The 16402-nt window shown below is 42.7% G+C and carries 16 protein-coding genes and 1 tRNA gene; 6 read left to right on the forward strand and 11 right to left on the reverse strand.

Features of this window, described 5'->3' with window-relative positions:
- Positions 1-161: 161 nt before the first annotated feature.
- The 6 genes from tgt to ICL80_RS10865 form a co-directional block, all read right to left on the reverse strand.
- The gene (gene tgt / locus ICL80_RS10840) at positions 162-1310 is read right to left on the reverse strand and encodes a tRNA guanosine(34) transglycosylase Tgt (RefSeq protein WP_194212151.1); all 1149 of its coding nucleotides are present in this window, start codon (positions 1308-1310) and stop codon (positions 162-164) included.
- Positions 1300-2340 carry a tRNA preQ1(34) S-adenosylmethionine ribosyltransferase-isomerase QueA gene (gene queA / locus ICL80_RS10845; protein ID WP_194212153.1) on the reverse strand — a complete coding sequence of 347 codons (1041 nt, stop codon included), beginning with the start codon at positions 2338-2340 and terminating at the stop codon, positions 1300-1302. Before queA ends, tgt begins: the two co-directional genes overlap by 11 nt.
- Positions 2341-2426: 86 nt before the next feature.
- The gene (locus ICL80_RS10850) at positions 2427-2894 is read right to left on the reverse strand and encodes a peptidylprolyl isomerase (RefSeq protein WP_380082435.1); all 468 of its coding nucleotides are present in this window, start codon (positions 2892-2894) and stop codon (positions 2427-2429) included.
- Positions 2895-2975: 81 nt separating this feature from the next.
- Complete coding sequence (gene coaD, locus ICL80_RS10855; RefSeq protein ID WP_194212155.1) at positions 2976-3488, reverse strand: pantetheine-phosphate adenylyltransferase; 513 nt, start codon at positions 3486-3488, stop codon at positions 2976-2978.
- Positions 3489-3667: 179 nt separating this feature from the next.
- Complete coding sequence (gene gyrA / locus ICL80_RS10860) at positions 3668-6406, reverse strand: DNA gyrase subunit A (RefSeq protein WP_194212156.1); 2739 nt, start codon at positions 6404-6406, stop codon at positions 3668-3670.
- A 206-nt stretch (positions 6407-6612) separates the two neighbouring features.
- Positions 6613-8100: an amidohydrolase family protein gene (locus tag ICL80_RS10865; RefSeq protein ID WP_194212159.1), complete on the reverse strand. Its 1488-nt coding sequence runs from the start codon at positions 8098-8100 to the stop codon at positions 6613-6615.
- Positions 8101-8335: 235 nt separating this feature from the next.
- Between ICL80_RS10865 and ICL80_RS10870 the strand changes: the two genes are divergently transcribed.
- The 4 genes from ICL80_RS10870 to ICL80_RS10885 all read left to right on the forward strand — a co-directional run bounded on the left by ICL80_RS10870 (position 8336) and on the right by ICL80_RS10885 (position 11585).
- A tRNA-Ser gene (locus tag ICL80_RS10870) sits at positions 8336-8425 on the forward strand.
- A gap of 118 nt (positions 8426-8543) precedes the next feature.
- Positions 8544-9680, forward strand: a complete 1137-nt coding sequence (locus ICL80_RS10875) for a 2OG-Fe(II) oxygenase (RefSeq protein ID WP_194212160.1) — start codon at positions 8544-8546, stop codon at positions 9678-9680.
- Between the two features lie 208 nt (positions 9681-9888).
- Positions 9889-10227, forward strand: a complete 339-nt coding sequence (locus ICL80_RS10880) for a P-II family nitrogen regulator (protein ID WP_194212162.1) — start codon at positions 9889-9891, stop codon at positions 10225-10227.
- 11 nt (positions 10228-10238) lie between these two features.
- Positions 10239-11585 (forward strand): ammonium transporter family protein, encoded by a 1347-nt coding sequence (locus ICL80_RS10885; protein ID WP_194212165.1) that lies wholly within the window; start codon positions 10239-10241, stop codon positions 11583-11585.
- Between the two features lie 162 nt (positions 11586-11747).
- Here the strand turns inward: ICL80_RS10885 and ICL80_RS10890 are convergent, their stop codons facing one another.
- Entirely contained in the window at positions 11748-12056 is a 309-nt protein-coding gene (locus ICL80_RS10890) for a chorismate mutase (RefSeq protein WP_228073431.1), read from the reverse strand.
- A gap of 79 nt (positions 12057-12135) precedes the next feature.
- On the reverse strand, positions 12136-13017 hold the full coding sequence (locus ICL80_RS10895) for a tetratricopeptide repeat protein (protein WP_194212167.1): 882 nt from the start codon (positions 13015-13017) through the stop codon (positions 12136-12138).
- A 158-nt stretch (positions 13018-13175) separates the two neighbouring features.
- Here ICL80_RS10895 and ICL80_RS10900 point away from each other — a divergent pair, with 158 nt between their 5' ends.
- On the forward strand, positions 13176-13361 hold the full coding sequence (locus ICL80_RS10900) for a hypothetical protein (RefSeq protein ID WP_194212169.1): 186 nt from the start codon (positions 13176-13178) through the stop codon (positions 13359-13361).
- Positions 13362-13421: 60 nt separating this feature from the next.
- On the opposite strand, the gene ICL80_RS10905 is transcribed toward ICL80_RS10900, so the two are convergent.
- Positions 13422-14234, reverse strand: a complete 813-nt coding sequence (locus tag ICL80_RS10905; protein WP_194212171.1) for a squalene/phytoene synthase family protein — start codon at positions 14232-14234, stop codon at positions 13422-13424.
- Between the two features lie 188 nt (positions 14235-14422).
- On the opposite strand from ICL80_RS10905, the gene ICL80_RS10910 reads away from it, so the two are divergent.
- Positions 14423-15007, forward strand: a complete 585-nt coding sequence (locus tag ICL80_RS10910) for a urate hydroxylase PuuD (protein ID WP_194212173.1) — start codon at positions 14423-14425, stop codon at positions 15005-15007.
- Positions 15008-15087: 80 nt separating this feature from the next.
- On the opposite strand, the gene ICL80_RS10915 is transcribed toward ICL80_RS10910, so the two are convergent.
- Complete coding sequence (locus ICL80_RS10915; RefSeq protein WP_194212175.1) at positions 15088-15690, reverse strand: superoxide dismutase; 603 nt, start codon at positions 15688-15690, stop codon at positions 15088-15090.
- A 132-nt stretch (positions 15691-15822) separates the two neighbouring features.
- Positions 15823-16401, reverse strand: a complete 579-nt coding sequence (locus ICL80_RS10920) for a gamma carbonic anhydrase family protein (RefSeq protein WP_194212177.1) — start codon at positions 16399-16401, stop codon at positions 15823-15825.
- Position 16402: the final 1 nt, after the last annotated feature.

The raw sequence follows: 16402 nt of genomic DNA on the forward strand, positions 1-16402 counted from the left end.
TAGGTGCATCGAACGAGTGGGTCAAGAAAAAGCTGCACCTTTTCTGAATTTTTTCTTACAAGGTTTAAATTTTTAAATATTATCAATTACTTATGTCTTGGTTTATAATCATCAAAAGCCTTTGGTAAAGGCCTTTTTATATTAATGACGATGCCTTTTATTCACAAGATGGCTGGAATATCACCAGCATTATAGTTAAATCTAAAATCTGCGGCATATTTTGACAGGTTTTGATGAGCTATAGCATTCCGTAAATTTTGCATGAGGTCTTGATAGAATTGCAAATTGTGCCATGTAAGTAGCATCGCTCCAAGTATTTCTCCAGATCGAATCAAGTGATGGATATAAGCACGTGAATATTGTTTGCATGCTGGGCATATGCAGGCTGATTCTATAGGACGTTCATCTTCTTTATGACGTGCGTTTTTCATGTTGATGGCACCTCCCCAGGTAAAAGCTTGCCCCGTACGACCTGACCTGGTGGGCATAACACAGTCAAACATATCAATGCCTCGCTCTACGGCGCCAACAATATCATCAGGTTTGCCGACACCCATCAGGTAGCGGGGTGTTGTCTTGATCATTCGGGGCATGGTAAAGTCAAGAACTTCAAACATGGCTTTTTGCCCTTCCCCAACAGCTAGTCCACCAACGGCATATCCGTCAAAGCCAATTTCTGCGAGTGCATCTATGGATTTGAAACGAAGTTCCTTGTAGGTACTTCCCTGAACAATTCCAAATAATGCTGATTTATCAGCATGTTGCTCACCAATATTAAAGCCTTCTCTGCTGCGTTTTGCCCAACGCATAGATAATTCCATTGATTCTTTTGCTACATCATATTCCGCAGGGAATGGTGTGCATTCATCGAAGGCCATGACAATATCACTATCAAGAAGGCGCTGAATTTCCATTGAGCGCTCAGGTGTTAGCAATATACGGCTGCCATCAAGGTGGCTTTTAAAGGTGACCCCCTCTTCTGTCATTTTTCTAAGGTCGGTAAGCGACATTACCTGAAAGCCGCCGGAATCAGTAAGGATGGGTCGTTCCCAATTCATGAATTTATGTAGCCCCCCCATCTTTGCAACGCGTTCCGCTGTTGGGCGAAGCATAAGGTGATAGGTATTGCCTAGAAGAATATCCGCACCAGTAGAGCGCACATTTTCAGGCATCATGGCTTTAACTGTACCTGCCGTGCCAACTGGCATGAACGCAGGAGTACGTATTTCCCCACGGTGCATTTGAATGACGCCTGTTCTGGCTTCTCCATCTGTGGCTTCAATCGTAAATTTGAATCTGTTACTGGTCATTATTTGTCTTTCGAAACAGCAAGCTGCTATCACCATAAGAATAAAAACGGTACTGTTTGTCTATGGCCACTTTATAGGCTGTTTTCATTTTTTCCATTCCAGCGAAGGCTGATACAAGCATGAAAAGGGTTGATTTTGGTAGATGAAAGTTTGTCATCAGAATATCAACCGCTTTAAACGTGTAGCCAGGGGTGATGAAAATATCTGTTTCGCCTTTAAAGGGGTGAATTGTGCCATCTGGTGTTACGGCACTTTCTAGCAACCTAAGAGATGTTGTGCCAACAGACACGATGCGCCCACCATTTTTTTTAACAGCGTTCAGCTTATTTGCTGTCTCAACCGAAATTTCCCCTATCTCGCTATGCATCTTATGGTTGGCTGTATCATCAACCTTAACAGGCAAGAATGTGCCCGCTCCTACATGAAGTGTTACTTCGGCAGTATGAATACCTTTGTCATTAAGGGCGTTTAAAAGCTGGGTGGTGAAATGCAGCCCTGCTGTAGGGGCTGCAACGGCCCCCTCCTCGGCAGCGTAAATGGTCTGATAATCAATACTATCTTGTTCGTCAATGTCACGCTGAGAGGCAATATAAGGTGGTAGAGGCATTGTACCATGCTGTGATAAGGCGCCCCATATTTTGCATGGTTCGATATTAAAATGTATACGGCGTTCACCCTCATCACCTATAGCGGTGACTTCAGCTTCTAAGCCATTAAAGTTTAAAACATCACCTAACCGGCACTTTTTCGCAGGCCTCGCAAATACCAACCAATTAACTTCATCAATACGCTTATGAAGGGTTACCTCCACTTTTGCATTGCCGCGCTTACCAAAAAGCCTACCAGGGATCACTTTGGTATTGTTGAACACGAGTATATCGTTTGGCAACAGAATGTCTGGTAAGCTTTTAACTAAGGTATGTTGAATGTCGTTATCAACCAGCATCATCCGCGCCTGATCTCGCGGTGAGATAGGCCTTAAGGCAATGCGATCTTTTGGAAGATCAAAATCAAATAAATCAACTTTCATGGTGTGCTTTTATAAAATAATTGGGTTTAATAAATGTAAAAAGGGCGCCAAATAGCGCCCATAAAAAATTCTTTGATAGCTACTCTCTAATCCACGTCTGCTGCCACCGACATTTTAATGATTTTGGTCGGGTTGGCAGGCGGTTCACCGCGTACGATTGCATCAACAACATCCATACCGCCTATAACCCGACCCCAAACTGTATATTGCCCGTCTAGAAATGGGCTCCGATCAAAACAGATAAAAAACTGGCTATCTGCACTATCAACAGAGGCCGCACGGGCCATAGATACTGTGCCGCGAAGGTGTGGTAGGTTATTGAATTCGGCCTTAATATTCTGACCAGAACCACCTGTGCCAGTTCCATCAGGGTCACCGCCCTGAGCCATGAAGCCATCAATTACCCGGTGAAAAATTGTACCGTCATAAAAGCCTTGGCGCGTTAGTTCTTTAATTCGGGCAACATGATTTGGGGCAACATCTGGGCGCATGGCAATAGCAATACGTCCATCTGCTGTATCAATATAGATGATATTTTCTTTGTCCAATTGCATGGCTTCAGTTGTTGTTGTCATGAAGGTCACCATTAATACTAGAATTGCAAAAAGTTTATTCATTGTAGAGTATTACCTATTTTATGAAGGCTTGTAGTCAACCTTTTCTACCACTTCTTCTGCTACTGTTTTGGGCACAAAAGCTGCAATATTACCACCGTAACGGGCTACTTCTTTAACGAGACGTGATGCAATGGTTTGATACCGTGGATCGGCCATAAGAAATACTGTCTCGATATCTGGGTTTATCTGGTAATTCATGCCTGTCATTTGAAATTCATATTCAAAATCGGCGACGGCACGTAAGCCACGAACAATAATAGAAGCTCCTACACGCTCCGCAAAGTTCATTAGCAGCTCATTGAATTGAACAACTTCAAACTCTACACCCGCAGCTTCGGCAAGAGGCCTAGCTTCACGGTCCACCATTTTAACACGCTCTTGCAGTGTAAACATGGGGTTTTTACTGGGATTTGTTGCAACGCCAACAACAAGCTTATCAACCAGACGAAGGCCGCGTTTAAAGATGTCTATATGGCCATTAGTAATAGGATCGAATGTTCCAGGATATATTCCTACACGTTTTGCACTCACATTCTTTCCCCTATGCGTCGTTTTTATTTGCTGCAAGATTCCCGAAGATAAAGCAAAATACAAGTAATTAAGTCGTGTGGTATACTTTTTCTAAGGTTTTTTAAATATATTAAAAAATATAAATCCCGCAGTTCTGTCGCCAAAATTGCAGGATTTATAAGGGTTCAGGTATTCAACATCTATTCTTCAATAGTAGCTTCTACAGACTCTATCCCTGTATCTATACTATTTTCAAAATCATCACTTTCTGCATCATCGTCTGCAGTTTCTTGCAGTTTTGCAACAGATACAATACTTTCGCCGTCCGCAACCTTAAAGAGCGTTACGCCTTTAGTATTACGAGAAGCAATACGAACATCATAAACGGGTGTGCGTATAAGTTTACCTTGATCGGTAACCATCATCAGCTGTTCTTCAACTGTAATTGGCATTGCAGCTACAACATTCCCAATTTGGTTTCGTAAACGTTCATCTGACGGCACGTTCCATATACCTTGGCCACCGCGATTTGTTAGACGGTACTCATGGCTACTTGTACGTTTTCCAAAGCCATTACTGGTTACCGTAATAATAAACTGCTCGGTTGCTTGTAGAGCCTGCATTCTATCATCAGTAAGGGTTTGCTCGCCAGGTTCAGACTTCCAAGGTGCAGCTTTTAGGTAAGCATCCCGCTCTTCTGTGCTCGCATCAGTTCCATTAATGATGCTCATAGAAACGACTTCATCAGAGGCAGCAAATTTCATACCGCGTACACCAGTAGATGTCCGCCCTACAAATAAACGTACATCTGAAGCTTTAAAGCGAACAGCTCGCCCCCCTTTTGCTGCCAGAATTACATCGTCATTTTCAGTACAAACATGAACACCGATCAATTTGTCGTCTTCATCAGCAAACCGAATGGCAATCTTGCCGTTTGACATTACATTTGAGAAGTCAGAAAGCTTGTTACGTCGCACATTGCCTTTTGCGGTTGCAAACATCACATTTAGGTCTTTCCATGTCTCTTCGTCCTCTGGGAGTGGGAGAATGGTAGCAATAGTTTCATTTTGGGCTAGCGGTAATAGATTGATGACAGCTTTCCCCTTAGATGTAGGAGAACCAGGTGGAAGCTTCCATACTTTCATCTTATATACTTGGCCGGTATTAGAGAAGAATAGGACTGGTGTTAAAGTATCTGCAACAAACACAGTGGAGAGGAAATCCTCATCTTTGGTTTGCATACCAGAGCGGCCTTTTCCACCACGACGCTGTGCACGATATGTTGAAAGCGGCACTCGTTTGATATAGCCCGTATGCGTAACTGTAACAACCATGTCTTCGCGAGCAATAAGGTCTTCGTCTTCAAAACCGCCAATTGATGTATAGTCAATCTCAGTTCGGCGATCATTTCCAAACTCTTCTCTTACTGCCTCAATTTCACCGCGTAACACTTCATAAAGCCTTACACGAGATTGAAGTATTTCCAGAAATTCACGAATTTTCTGTGCTAATTCTTCTAGCTCTCCGCCAATTTCATCACGTCCCAATGCTGTAAGGCGGTGCAAGCGCAAGTCCAGAATTGCTTTCACTTGAATTTCTGAAAGCTGATACGTACCGTCTTCGTTCAGGTGGCTTATCTCGCTGATTAGCTCAAGGTATGGCAATATTTCAGTGGCTTCCCATCGTTTTGCACTCAGTGCATCCCGTGCGGCAGTCGGTGATGGTGCACCCCGAATGATAGCAACAACTTCATCAATATTGGTAACTGCTGTTACAAGGCCAACCATGATATGGGCACGGTCACGTGCTTTGTTCAGGTCAAACTTGGTACGCTTTGTAATAACTTCTTCCCTGAAGTCGATAAAAGCGCGCAGTACTTGTTTAAGCGTCATTTGTTGTGGTTTGCCGCTATTAAGCGCCAGAACATTAATGCCGAAACTGGTTTGTACCTGTGTAAACCTGAAAAGCTGATTCAGAATCACCTCAGGAACACTATCACGTTTTAATTCGATAACCACACGGACGCCGTCGCGATCAGATTCATCACGAATGTCGGATATGCCTTCAATACGTTTTGTTTGAACGCATTCCGCTATTTTCTCAATCATGGAAGATTTATTTACCTGAAAGGGTATTTCCGTGATGATAATAGCCATTCGGTCTTTACGGACCTCTTCAACATGGGTGCGGCTTCTAATAGTGATAGAGCCTTTCCCCGTCTCATAAGCTTGGCGTATGCCGCCAGCACCAAGAATGATGCCTCCTGTTGGGAAGTCAGGGCCTTTGATGTGTTCCATCAGGCCATCTGTTTCGATTTCAGGATCATCAATCAGAGCACAAACCCCATCGATCACTTCGCGCAGGCTATGCGGCGGAATGTTTGTTGCCATGCCAACGGCAATACCGGTGCCGCCATTAACCAGCAAGTTTGGAAAGCGCGCAGGAAGAACAACCGGCTCGCGTTCGCTTTCATCATAGTTTGGCTGAAAACGTACAGTTTCTTTTTCAATATCTGCAAGCAGTACGCTGGCAACCTTGTCCATGCGGGCTTCAGTGTAACGCATAGCGGCTGCACTATCACCGTCCATGGAGCCGAAGTTCCCCTGCCCATCAACAAGTGGCGCTCGCATGGAAAAATCCTGCGCCATACGAACCAAAGCATCATAAATCGCACTGTCACCGTGTGGGTGATATTTACCCATCACATCCCCAACAATACGGGCTGATTTTCTAAAAGGTTTGTTCCATTCAAAGCCATTTTCATGCATTGAAAAGAGAATCCGGCGATGCACAGGCTTTAGGCCGTCTCTGGCGTCAGGCAGTGCACGTGAAACAATCACGCTCATTGCATAATCCAGATACGAGGCTTTCATTTCCTCTTCAATGGTAATTGGCGTGATGCCTTCTTCTTCTGGTGTAATAGGTGTGTTATCGCTCACCAGTAATAGCCCCTTGATCTAGAGTAGCTACCGCTACCTTTTAAAACAACTTCTTGTTCCCCATATTCGCCTATGCGCGAAATATTGTGGTTCACATAGGCTTTTCTAACAATTCAAGGAGCCGGGTGCAAGGTCAATACCATCAGTTTTCATACTGATCATAATAAAGATATAAAATCAGCCGGCCTATATACAGGAGGCAGCTTTTAGCGCCCCTCCAATTTACCTGTTAAGGGGGAGTCTTCTTCTCTGACTGTAAAAAGATTATTAAGTTTTTCTCGATCCATGATATGGCCATTTTTAATAACCATTTCAATCTGTTGAGTATTGTTAATTTTCTCAAGCGGATTAGCTGATAGTAATATAAGGTCTGCGATCATACCCTTTTCTATCGTGCCTATTTTATTGTCTAACCCGAAATAGGCTGCGGGTCTTATCGTGGCAGCTTCTATGGCCTCAAGTGGGGTTAGCCCTGCTTGAACCAGTAATTCCAGTTCCATATGCAAACTATACCCTGGTGTTAGCCGTGCTAATGGGGTGTCTGTGCCAGCTAAGATACCAACATTTCCTTTATTTAGCTTCTGGGTCATTTCAAAGGACCAATTGGCCATTTCAGCGCCCTTTGCCTTTCCTTCTTCACTTATATTAAGTGGTGTTGCCCATTCTTTTTGGAGGGCTTCAGGTAAATGAATGAAAGTTTTACGCCACTCTTCATCATTATAATATCCGGTAATACTCCATGTATTTATACCTAGAGTAGGAATTTGCCAGATATGCTTTTCGGCTAATTTTTGAATGATCAAATTACATTTTTTTTCATCGGGGGTGTTGATGGCTCGGTTATGCTGAAGCTTGTGGAGCTCACTTCTAAGCTTGGCCCCGGTTTGATTTTGTGTGTTTGCCAAAATAGCTTGGCGTTCTTTGTAAAGAGCCTCCTCCTCAAATGAGCAAGCCATTTGCAGGTTTCGCAAATGTTCCATGCTATTCATTCCTGCATCTGCGGCCTGTTCTGCTGTCATGCTCAGAGGAATGTGACCGTCGACTTTTAAGTCATATTTTCTCGCGCGTTTTGCTAGAGCTTTAAAGGTTTCAGGGGAAAGCATTTCATAGGCTTTAACAAAATCAACACCTTGCTGATTGAGATAGTCCACGGCCTTGATAGCATCATCAGGCGTTTTTAAAGAAATTGCTATTTTAGCAAGGCCTGGCGTGTTTCCATCATAAACAGCAGGAAAGCCATCTAGAAGAGGGCCGGAAATAAAGACGCGCGGGGTAGTTTCTGGCTCTCGCCTAGATCTGTCGCGGTAAGGCAGAACCTTTTCAATTAAGCCACCCGTGTCTCTGACAGAGGTAACACCATTTGCAATAAAAAGTGGGAATATTGTCTCTTCCAACTCTGGCATAAATGACAAATGCACATGCATATCCCACAAACCAGGAATCAAATACTTGCCTGATCCATCAATAGCTTGATTTGCAGTTTTGGTGGAAGCGCTTTGGCTGGACACAATATTTGTGATCTTATTACCTGATATCGTAACAGTCATGTTTTCATGAATACCGTTTATAGCATCAATGATAGTAACATTTGTAATTGTTATTAGAGCGGGCTTAGCGGCTGTATCTTCTGACTTACTTTGCTCAAAGCCTGCAAAACATAATAAAATTGATGCAAAAACTAATACAAATTTCACATTGTTACCTTTCATGTGTCTAAAGCCATTAATGATAGTTATTAACTAACCATTTCAATTTTGAATTGAGAAAAATATTCCAAATTTGTTAGTATTGTTAACAAGTTGCTGGATATGAAGCAAGGCTTGAACCACCTCATTTGGGCGTGTTTATAATATTGTTGCAAAATAGACTGGACGGATTGAATTTCTATCGTTAAAAAGCACGCCGGTATCCGACTGAAGTCATGTGTTTGGGCAGGTGGCAGAGCGGTTGAATGCACCGGTCTTGAAAACCGGCGTGGGTGCAAGCCCACCGTGGGTTCGAATCCCACCCTGCCCGCCATTACCTTTATTTAATGTGATCATTTAGTATAATGATCACATGTTGTTGAATGTAATGATTTGATTAGGTTATTACTTCAGTGGCCTACCTTGAAGTAGCTTTTAGGATGTAACCCATCATGGGGGATAAAGACTTTCCCAGTATTACAGATAGCGCTACATGCTTGCCTTGGGCCACGTCTGCTCCTTATTTCACGGCACCGACAACATTTAACAAAACGTTTGATTTCTCAAGTCTGGGTGGTCGATTTATTATCCTTGTATTTCTAGGGAGTTCTCAAACTACTGAATTCTCTATGTTTAAAAATAGCATAAAGAAAATTAGAAGTAAGTTTTCTGGCGTTGATCCTGTTCTATTTGGTGTTACGTCCGATCCAGCTGATCTCAATAATCCTGAGGTTTTAGGTTGTTTTCCAAATGACCGATTGTTTCTTGATTGTGATTGGGAAGTAGCTGCGAAATACAGGGTTTATTCCCGAAACATAGCTGGTGATCATGAATTTTGCCCTTTTTGGTATATCATTGACCCAATGTTACGAGTTTATACATGGGGTACCCTTCATAATGTTGATAGACTTATAAAATCAATTGAGGTGCTACCTTCGTCGCAGAACCATACGGGTGTGCAAGGTGAAACTTGGGCACCAGTCTTGTTGGTGCCCCGCGTTTTGCCGAGAGACTTTTGTCAAAAGCTGATTAAATATTATAAAGACGGCGAGCCGGGCCCTAGTGGCTTTATGCAATCTATTGGTGGGCGAACAGTCGGTAAGCTTGATCCAAGCTTCAAGCGCAGAAAAGATATAACCATAACTGATCAAGCCTTAAAAAATGCCTTGCGTAATATGATTGATGCGAGGTTAGTACCTGAGATCAAAAAGAGTTTTCAATTTAAAACAACGCGAATAGAACGGTCTATAGTGGCTTGTTATGACGATGATGATAAAGGATTTTTTCGGGCCCATAGGGATAATACAACAAGCGGTACTATGCACCGACGCTTTGCTGTGACAATAAATTTGAACTCAGAAGAGTATGACGGTGGGGAACTGCGTTTTCCTGAATTTGGTCGACGCTTGTATAAAGCCCCCACTGGGGGTGCTATTGTTTTTTCTTGTAGTTTACTACATGAGGCAACGCCAGTTACACGCGGTGTGAGGTATGCGACCCTACCCTTTTTGTATGGGGATGAGGATGCTGCCATAAAGGAAAAGAATAGCGCCTTAATAGATGGAATTTCAAAAAAGCCTAACATTTAGACGTCATTTAAAATCTTTAAACTAGTTTGGAATAGCTGCCCTTCATAATATTGCATAAAATTTAATCATATATTAAAAATTGTGCATAAAATTGACACACCTTATCTAAGTCACGCAATTAACCCATTGAATTTATTGGTTTTGATGAATCTGGCACGTTTAGTGCTCTATCAGCCCCTGATAATAAGGTCAACAACAGGGAGCTGTCATGAAATACATTATAGCAGTTATAAAGCCCCACCGATTAGACCCGGTGAGGGATGCACTGGCCGAAATCGGCATTAACGGTATGACCGTTACTGAAGTGCAAGGGTATGGTCGGCAACGCGGTCAAAAAGAAATATACCGCGGCGCTGAATACGAGGTTCATTTTTTACCCAAGGTGAAACTTGAAATCGCAGCAGAAGATTCTGTTGCCGATAAGGCTGTTGAGGCACTGCAACAAACAGCACACACCGGGCAAATTGGTGATGGTAAAATTTTTGTGCTTGATCTGGCTCAGGTAGTGCGTATCCGCACTGGCGAATCAGACGCCGCAGCCCTTTAAGGAGTATTTCAATGTTAGATAAATCAATAGCTAAAAAACTTTTGATTGCTGCAGGCGGGGCTGCAATATTGACTGTGCCAGCGGCAGCAGTAGCACCAGATACAGCGTATATTTTCAATACACTCTTATTCTTAATTGGTGGTTTCCTTGTTATGTGGATGGCTGCCGGTTTTGCTATGCTTGAGGCTGGTCTAGTTCGTTCTAAGAACGTTGCTGATATTTGTGTAAAGAACGTCGTTCTTTATGCTGTAGCTTGCATCATGTGGATGCTAATGGGCTATAATCTTATGTATGCTGATGTCAGCGGGTATTATGGCACATTCTTCTCACTATGGGGTCCCGATGACGTAGCAACATTGGCTGAAGGTGCTGAAATTGATCCTGCCGGATATTCTTCTGGCTCCGACTTTTTCTTCCAAATGGTGTTTGTTGCAACAGCAGCTTCTATTGTATCTGGTACGGTTGCAGAGCGTATTAAGCTTATCCCTTTCCTGATTTTCACTGTGTTTCTGACGGGTGTTATTTATCCAATTCAAGGCTCATGGGAATGGGGCGGCGGTTGGTTGAATTCTGAAGGCTTTGCAGAAGCTTTTGGTGCAGAATTCTCTGACTTCGCGGGTTCAACACTTGTTCACTCAACAGGTGGATGGGCGGCTCTCACTGGTGCAATCATTCTTGGTCCACGCCTTGGTCGTTACATGGATGGCAAGATTCGGCCAATGCCAGGTTCTAGCATGCCTCTTGCTACTCTTGGTACATTCATCCTTTGGGTTGGCTGGTTTGGCTTCAATGGTGCATCACAGCTTGCCTTAGGCACTCTTGGTGATGCAGCGGCTGTTTCTAACATCTTTGTTAATACAAACATGGCTGCGGCTGGCGGTGCACTTGCGGCGTTAATTGTGACAAAAGCTGTTTACGGCAAAGTAGACTTATCAATGGTATTGAACGGCGCTTTGGCTGGCCTTGTTTCCATTACGGCTGAACCACTTACGCCAGTACCCTTGTCTGCAACACTAATTGGTGCTGTTGGTGGTGTGCTTGTTGTGTTTGCTGTACCATTAATTGACAAGATGAAAATTGATGATGTTGTTGGCGCCATCTCTGTTCACCTTGTTTGCGGCATTTGGGGCACAATGGCTGTGCCAATCACAAATGACGGCACAAGCTTTGCTGCACAGTTTATTGGCGTAATTTCTATCGGTGCATTCGTTCTGGTTACAAGCGCGATTGTTTGGCTGGCCCTCAAATATACAGTGGGTATTCGCCTTACAGCCGAAGAAGAAGAGCTTGGTTCGGACCTTGCGGAGCTGGGTATGGAAGCTTATCCTGAATTTGGCAAGGGTTCGCAAAAATTCTAGGGTTACAACCATACTGAAAAAGAAAACAGCTGCTTTCGAGCGGCTGTTTTTTTGCTTTATAAAGGAAAATACTAAGAAAGACGGGAGAATCTCTTAAGGCGTGGTACAGTAAAATAAAGATGACTCTAACGCGATTTCATGAAACTTGGTTGTCGAGTGTAATCATAAACGCTTCTCAAGGTTTTTATTATGCTGGTCCCATATCTTAAATTCGTGTTCTATACTTAAAGTTATGAGATAGCGGTACAGCTTTTCAATATACTCCGATTCAGAATGCCCTGATGTCACATTGAATTTAACTTTTTTAACAACATCCTCAATACGCCATTCATCAATTACAGTATCTCGTGATTCTTTGATTGTTCCTGCTTGCGCTACATAAGCAAGGCGTTCAAGTAAAAGCGGTACAAGCTGCTTATCCAGACGATCAATTTCCTGTCGAACATCTTGCATAGTAGTACATGACTTCACTATGTTTTCCCTTACTTTTACATTTTATAGTTTCAGCTATATTGACTGCTTACCCTCCAAAAACTATCTGTTCAATAGGTTATTTTACCGCACCCATTTCGAGGTTTAAGGGTCCAGTAGGCATTTGGCCAAACAATACAGCCTGAGCTTTCGCCTGTTCTTCTAATTGGGGCAAAAGCTTATAAAAAAAATGCATGCTATTAGCCTCTTCAAGCGGCATGGCCGTTCGGGCAATCTGCAGTGCAAGTTGATATTGCCCTGAGAGCGCATAAACAGTTGCTAAGGCTTTTTTACCAAGTGTTATTCCCGAAGCTTGGTCCATTGATTGTTGAATTAAAGCAATGGCTGATGAATAATTATTATCAAGAGCAAAAGACAGGCCAATGTTACGTAATACCTCAGGGTTGGTGGGTTCAAGGCTTAATGCCTGTTCAAAATGTTGACGCGCATCTTCTCCCTTCCCTAAGGCTTGATCTAGCTTACCTGCAATGGTGAGAACTTCTATATCAATGTTGTTATTATTAAGAAGTGGCCCAATAAATAAACGGGCCGCTCTCAATTCCCCTGCAGCTATATAAACTGTTACAATGTTTTTACGAATTGAGACATTCTCTGCATGTTCCGTGAGTAGCGAAGTAAGCATTGTAATAGCTTGTTCTGTATCTCCTAACAGACCTCTAATACGTGCGAACGCTATTTGTGCCTCAATTAAACTGGGATCTGCCGTCATTGCCTGGCCGTATAGATTTAAGGCTCCTTGCAGGTTCCCTGAACGCTCAAAGCCTTCCCCTACACGTACAAGCCCTAAAGGGTTTTCCGAAGCAAGTGTGTTCCTTGCGTATGCAGTAATTGGCCCTTCGGATTCTGTTGTTCTTTTGCTTGGTCCAGAGGAGCAGCCTGAAGCAAAGCCTAGAACACATGCTAGTATTATTCTCAGTATGAACGTGAATATTTCAGGCATTAAAGCCTCTTTCTATGAAATTACCTAGCTAACATTATGTTTTATAATGATATTATAGCAGTATAGCTTTTTAATGGTCTTTTAACACATTTTAGGCTATACTATAAATGCTGAGAAAGCGTGTGTCATGGGTAAATGCACGTTAATGGAGTAATGAAATGGCTGATATTCAAGCTACTGCTGCTGCTGCAAATCAAACTATTGCAACGTCTGGCCGCTCTGGTTCTTTAGAATCCGCATCAACAGAACGTAAGGTTGCCGCAGATTCTGAAATTGAGCGCAAAGAAGCTGAGCCTTCTGCAACATTGCCAGGTGTTGGCGATAATGTTGATATTCAAGCCTAGTAAAGTTTGAATTCATACCTGCTTTTAGTGTTAAGCCTGCAAATGTCTTTTGCGGGCTTTTTAGTATTTACCTGCCAGTTGCGCCCAAAAAACATGTAATAGCTTTTTAAAGTTAGATTTGTCATGGGCTGGCATTTTAAATGGATTGCCATCGGCGCGTTCAAGCAAATTCTGATAATAAGAAATCAAACTTCCGAGTAATAAAGTTGGCTTTTCAGCAGTTGTTAAATTCTGTTTATACTTTAATGCACTGTTTTTACACTCTAATACGGTTAAACTCATTTCACTAATAATGGGCTTTAACAAATTCCATGCATCTTCTGTGTTTTGTAATGTTATGGCAAGCGAGGCCTCTTGTGGCAATAAATGGCTATCATTGTGTTGCCAGTAAAACGGTATAGTTCTGATAAGGCCAAGCACTGTCCAAGCAGCACCCAGCTTTGCAGCGGCCTGCAGACATTCTGGTGATGGAGTATCTTTTTGTATGTAATAATAAGTGAGTGCTTGTTGTAAGGTGCCACCTGCATCGTTGGCATAGGCTAAAACTGCTCTTTGTGTAACTGTCCCCTCACCTAGAATGTCTTGTCGGCGAGCTTGCAATGTTTGTCGCAGCAAATTGATAACAGGTTTTATTTTGATAGCAACAGCCAGCTCTTGCACTACAGGATGGTCTCTTACTGTATTGGCCTCAATCTCATCCAGAATATCATGCCACCATTGAAGGCGTATTTCACCCAGCATAGGTTCGGATACGGTCTCACGTATTTTGGCGACTTCCTGATTGAATGCCAAAATAGCCCATATATGGCGTTGCGAAGATGACGGTGCATATAAAGATAATATATAACGGTCATAGTCATCATTCCTGACCATGTCCTTGCAGTATTGCAGATTAGAGTTCCTTGGTTCCATGCCCGCAAAATGGTGTTTCACGTAAATTTAAGCAAGCAAAAAGCAATAATAATGCAGTTCTTGGTCTAATTTATATTGTTTTTCTTGTTAGAGCCTCACTGCAGGGGTAGGGTTTTTTATCGAACATTTCAATACTAGGGGAGTTAGGAATGGGGAAAATCCTTGAATCAATCACGAATACGGTTATTGCAGGCTTTGTGCTGGCAGTAATTCTTCTTGGGCTGCAGTCATCATGGTTTGCAAATTATGAGGTTAGCAGCGTACTTTATGTAAGATATGCACATGTGCTATCTGGTGTTATGTGGATCGGGTTACTGTGGTATTTTAACTTTGTGCAAATACCAACAATGCCTTCAATACCAGATGAACTAAAGCCGGCTATTGGCAAACACATTGCCCCTAAGGCTTTGTTTTGGTTTCGTTGGGGAGCAATGCTAACATTGTTAACTGGCCTGCTGCTTGCCATGATGAATGGTTATATTAAGGATGCTCTTAGCCTTGCCGAAGGCTCTAGAATGATAGGCATCGGCATGTGGCTTGCCATCATAATGTGGTTCAATGTTTGGTTCATTATTTGGCCAAATCAGAAAATCGCACTTGGTTTGGTAGATGCACTAGCTGAAGCAAAACCAGCTGCGGCTCGTAAGGCAATGCTATTCAGCCGTACGAATACTCTATTATCCATTCCAATGCTTTTATGTATGGTTGGCCAGCAAAATGGTCTGATCCTTTAATCTCAGCACTGAGAGCGCGTAAAAAAAGGGCTGCACAGTTTGTGTGCGGCCCTTTTGATCTATAGCGCTAGTGCAGTGCCTTAAGCTGCGTCAGCTAAATTTTTAGCTGCAAATTCCCAGTTAGCAAGGCTATTTAGGAATGTTTCAATATAATCTGGGCGCCGGTTTTGGAAGTCCAGATAATAGGCATGTTCCCAAACATCCATTGTAAGAAGTGGTGTAGCACCGTCTGTTAATGGGCATTCTGCGTTAGCTGTTTTTTCAACAGTAAGTTTACCATCGCGTAGTACCAGCCATGTCCAACCTGAGCCAAACTGAGTTGCGCCTGCAGTTTTAAAAGCTTCTACAAACTTTTCAAAACTACCAAAGTCTGTCACAATTTTTTCTGCAAGAGCGCCTGAAGGCTTGCCGCCGCCATTTGCGCACATTGAGTGCCAGTAAAATGTGTGGTTCCAAACTTGTGCAGCATTATTAAAAATGCCAGCTTTGCTTGAATCGCCTGCTGTTGCTTTCATGATCTCCTCAAGGGATTTTCCAGCAAAGTCAGTACCTTCAACAAGCTTATTCAAATTTGTCACATAGGCGTTATGGTGTTTGCCATAGTGAAAACTTAGCGTGTTTGAAGAGATATAAGGTTCAAGGGCGTTCTGTGCATAAGGGAGGGGGGGGAGTTCAAAAGACATTAATACATCCTGTATTTTTACGACACAATTCTTGTGTTTATGTGGTTGCCATCAAGTTAATTACAAGGGAAACCTTATAACAATCTTAACATTTAGGGTAAACAGTTGATTAATATTTATTGCGATTTCGCTTTAAGGGTATGGAACTGGTGCAGTTTTCGCTTTTGAATCATACTGGTGCTGGCATGCAATTTTTCTGTAGTGTTCGGCCATTGATTGGTTTTTGGCGAGCTCTTTGTCCGTTACAAGACGCATAAACTTTGCCGGGCGCCCTGCCCATAGCTCCCCTTTTTTTATAACCTTTCTAGGGGCTAACATAGCACCAGCGGCTAACATGCCATCTGTTTCTATAGTAGTGTTATCCATAACAATTGCGCCCATACCAACAAAAGCGTTATCGTGAAGAATTGTGCCATGTAGAAGTGCCATGTGGGCAATAAGAACATCATTTCCAATGATAGTTGGGTATGTATGGGTACTTACATGTATGACTGTACCATCTTGTACATTACTGCGTGTACCAATATGAATATGATTGACATCTCCACGTAGGACGCAGTTATGCCATACACTGCTTTCTGCGCCAATTTTGACATCGCCAACTATTTGAGCGCCGTGAAATACGAAAGCAGTTGTATCAATAGTGGGCCATATACCCTTAAATGGGGTTAGCCTTCCCCCAAGCTCTGTTTCTCTATATAAAGGTGTCATT

The organism is Kordiimonas pumila, from assembly GCF_015240255.1.
In the GTDB taxonomy this organism is placed as follows: Bacteria; Pseudomonadota; Alphaproteobacteria; order Sphingomonadales; family Kordiimonadaceae; genus Kordiimonas; species Kordiimonas pumila.

Coding starts and splice junctions, on each gene's coding strand:
- tgt (WP_194212151.1), bottom strand. CDS start 1,310: ATGACCAGTAACAGATTCAAATTTACGATTGAAGCCACAGATGGAGAA.
- queA (WP_194212153.1), bottom strand. CDS start 2,340: ATGAAAGTTGATTTATTTGATTTTGATCTTCCAAAAGATCGCATTGCC.
- ICL80_RS10850 (WP_380082435.1), bottom strand. CDS start 2,894: ATGCAATTGGACAAAGAAAATATCATCTATATTGATACAGCAGATGGA.
- ICL80_RS10875 (WP_194212160.1), top strand. CDS start 8,544: ATGGGGGATAAAGACTTTCCCAGTATTACAGATAGCGCTACATGCTTG.
- ICL80_RS10880 (WP_194212162.1), top strand. CDS start 9,889: ATGAAATACATTATAGCAGTTATAAAGCCCCACCGATTAGACCCGGTG.
- ICL80_RS10885 (WP_194212165.1), top strand. CDS start 10,239: ATGTTAGATAAATCAATAGCTAAAAAACTTTTGATTGCTGCAGGCGGG.
- ICL80_RS10895 (WP_194212167.1), bottom strand. CDS start 13,017: ATGCCTGAAATATTCACGTTCATACTGAGAATAATACTAGCATGTGTT.
- ICL80_RS10900 (WP_194212169.1), top strand. CDS start 13,176: ATGGCTGATATTCAAGCTACTGCTGCTGCTGCAAATCAAACTATTGCA.
- ICL80_RS10905 (WP_194212171.1), bottom strand. CDS start 14,234: ATGGTCAGGAATGATGACTATGACCGTTATATATTATCTTTATATGCA.
- ICL80_RS10910 (WP_194212173.1), top strand. CDS start 14,423: ATGGGGAAAATCCTTGAATCAATCACGAATACGGTTATTGCAGGCTTT.
- ICL80_RS10915 (WP_194212175.1), bottom strand. CDS start 15,690: ATGTCTTTTGAACTCCCCCCCCTCCCTTATGCACAGAACGCCCTTGAA.
- ICL80_RS10920 (WP_194212177.1), bottom strand. CDS start 16,401: ATGACACCTTTATATAGAGAAACAGAGCTTGGGGGAAGGCTAACCCCA.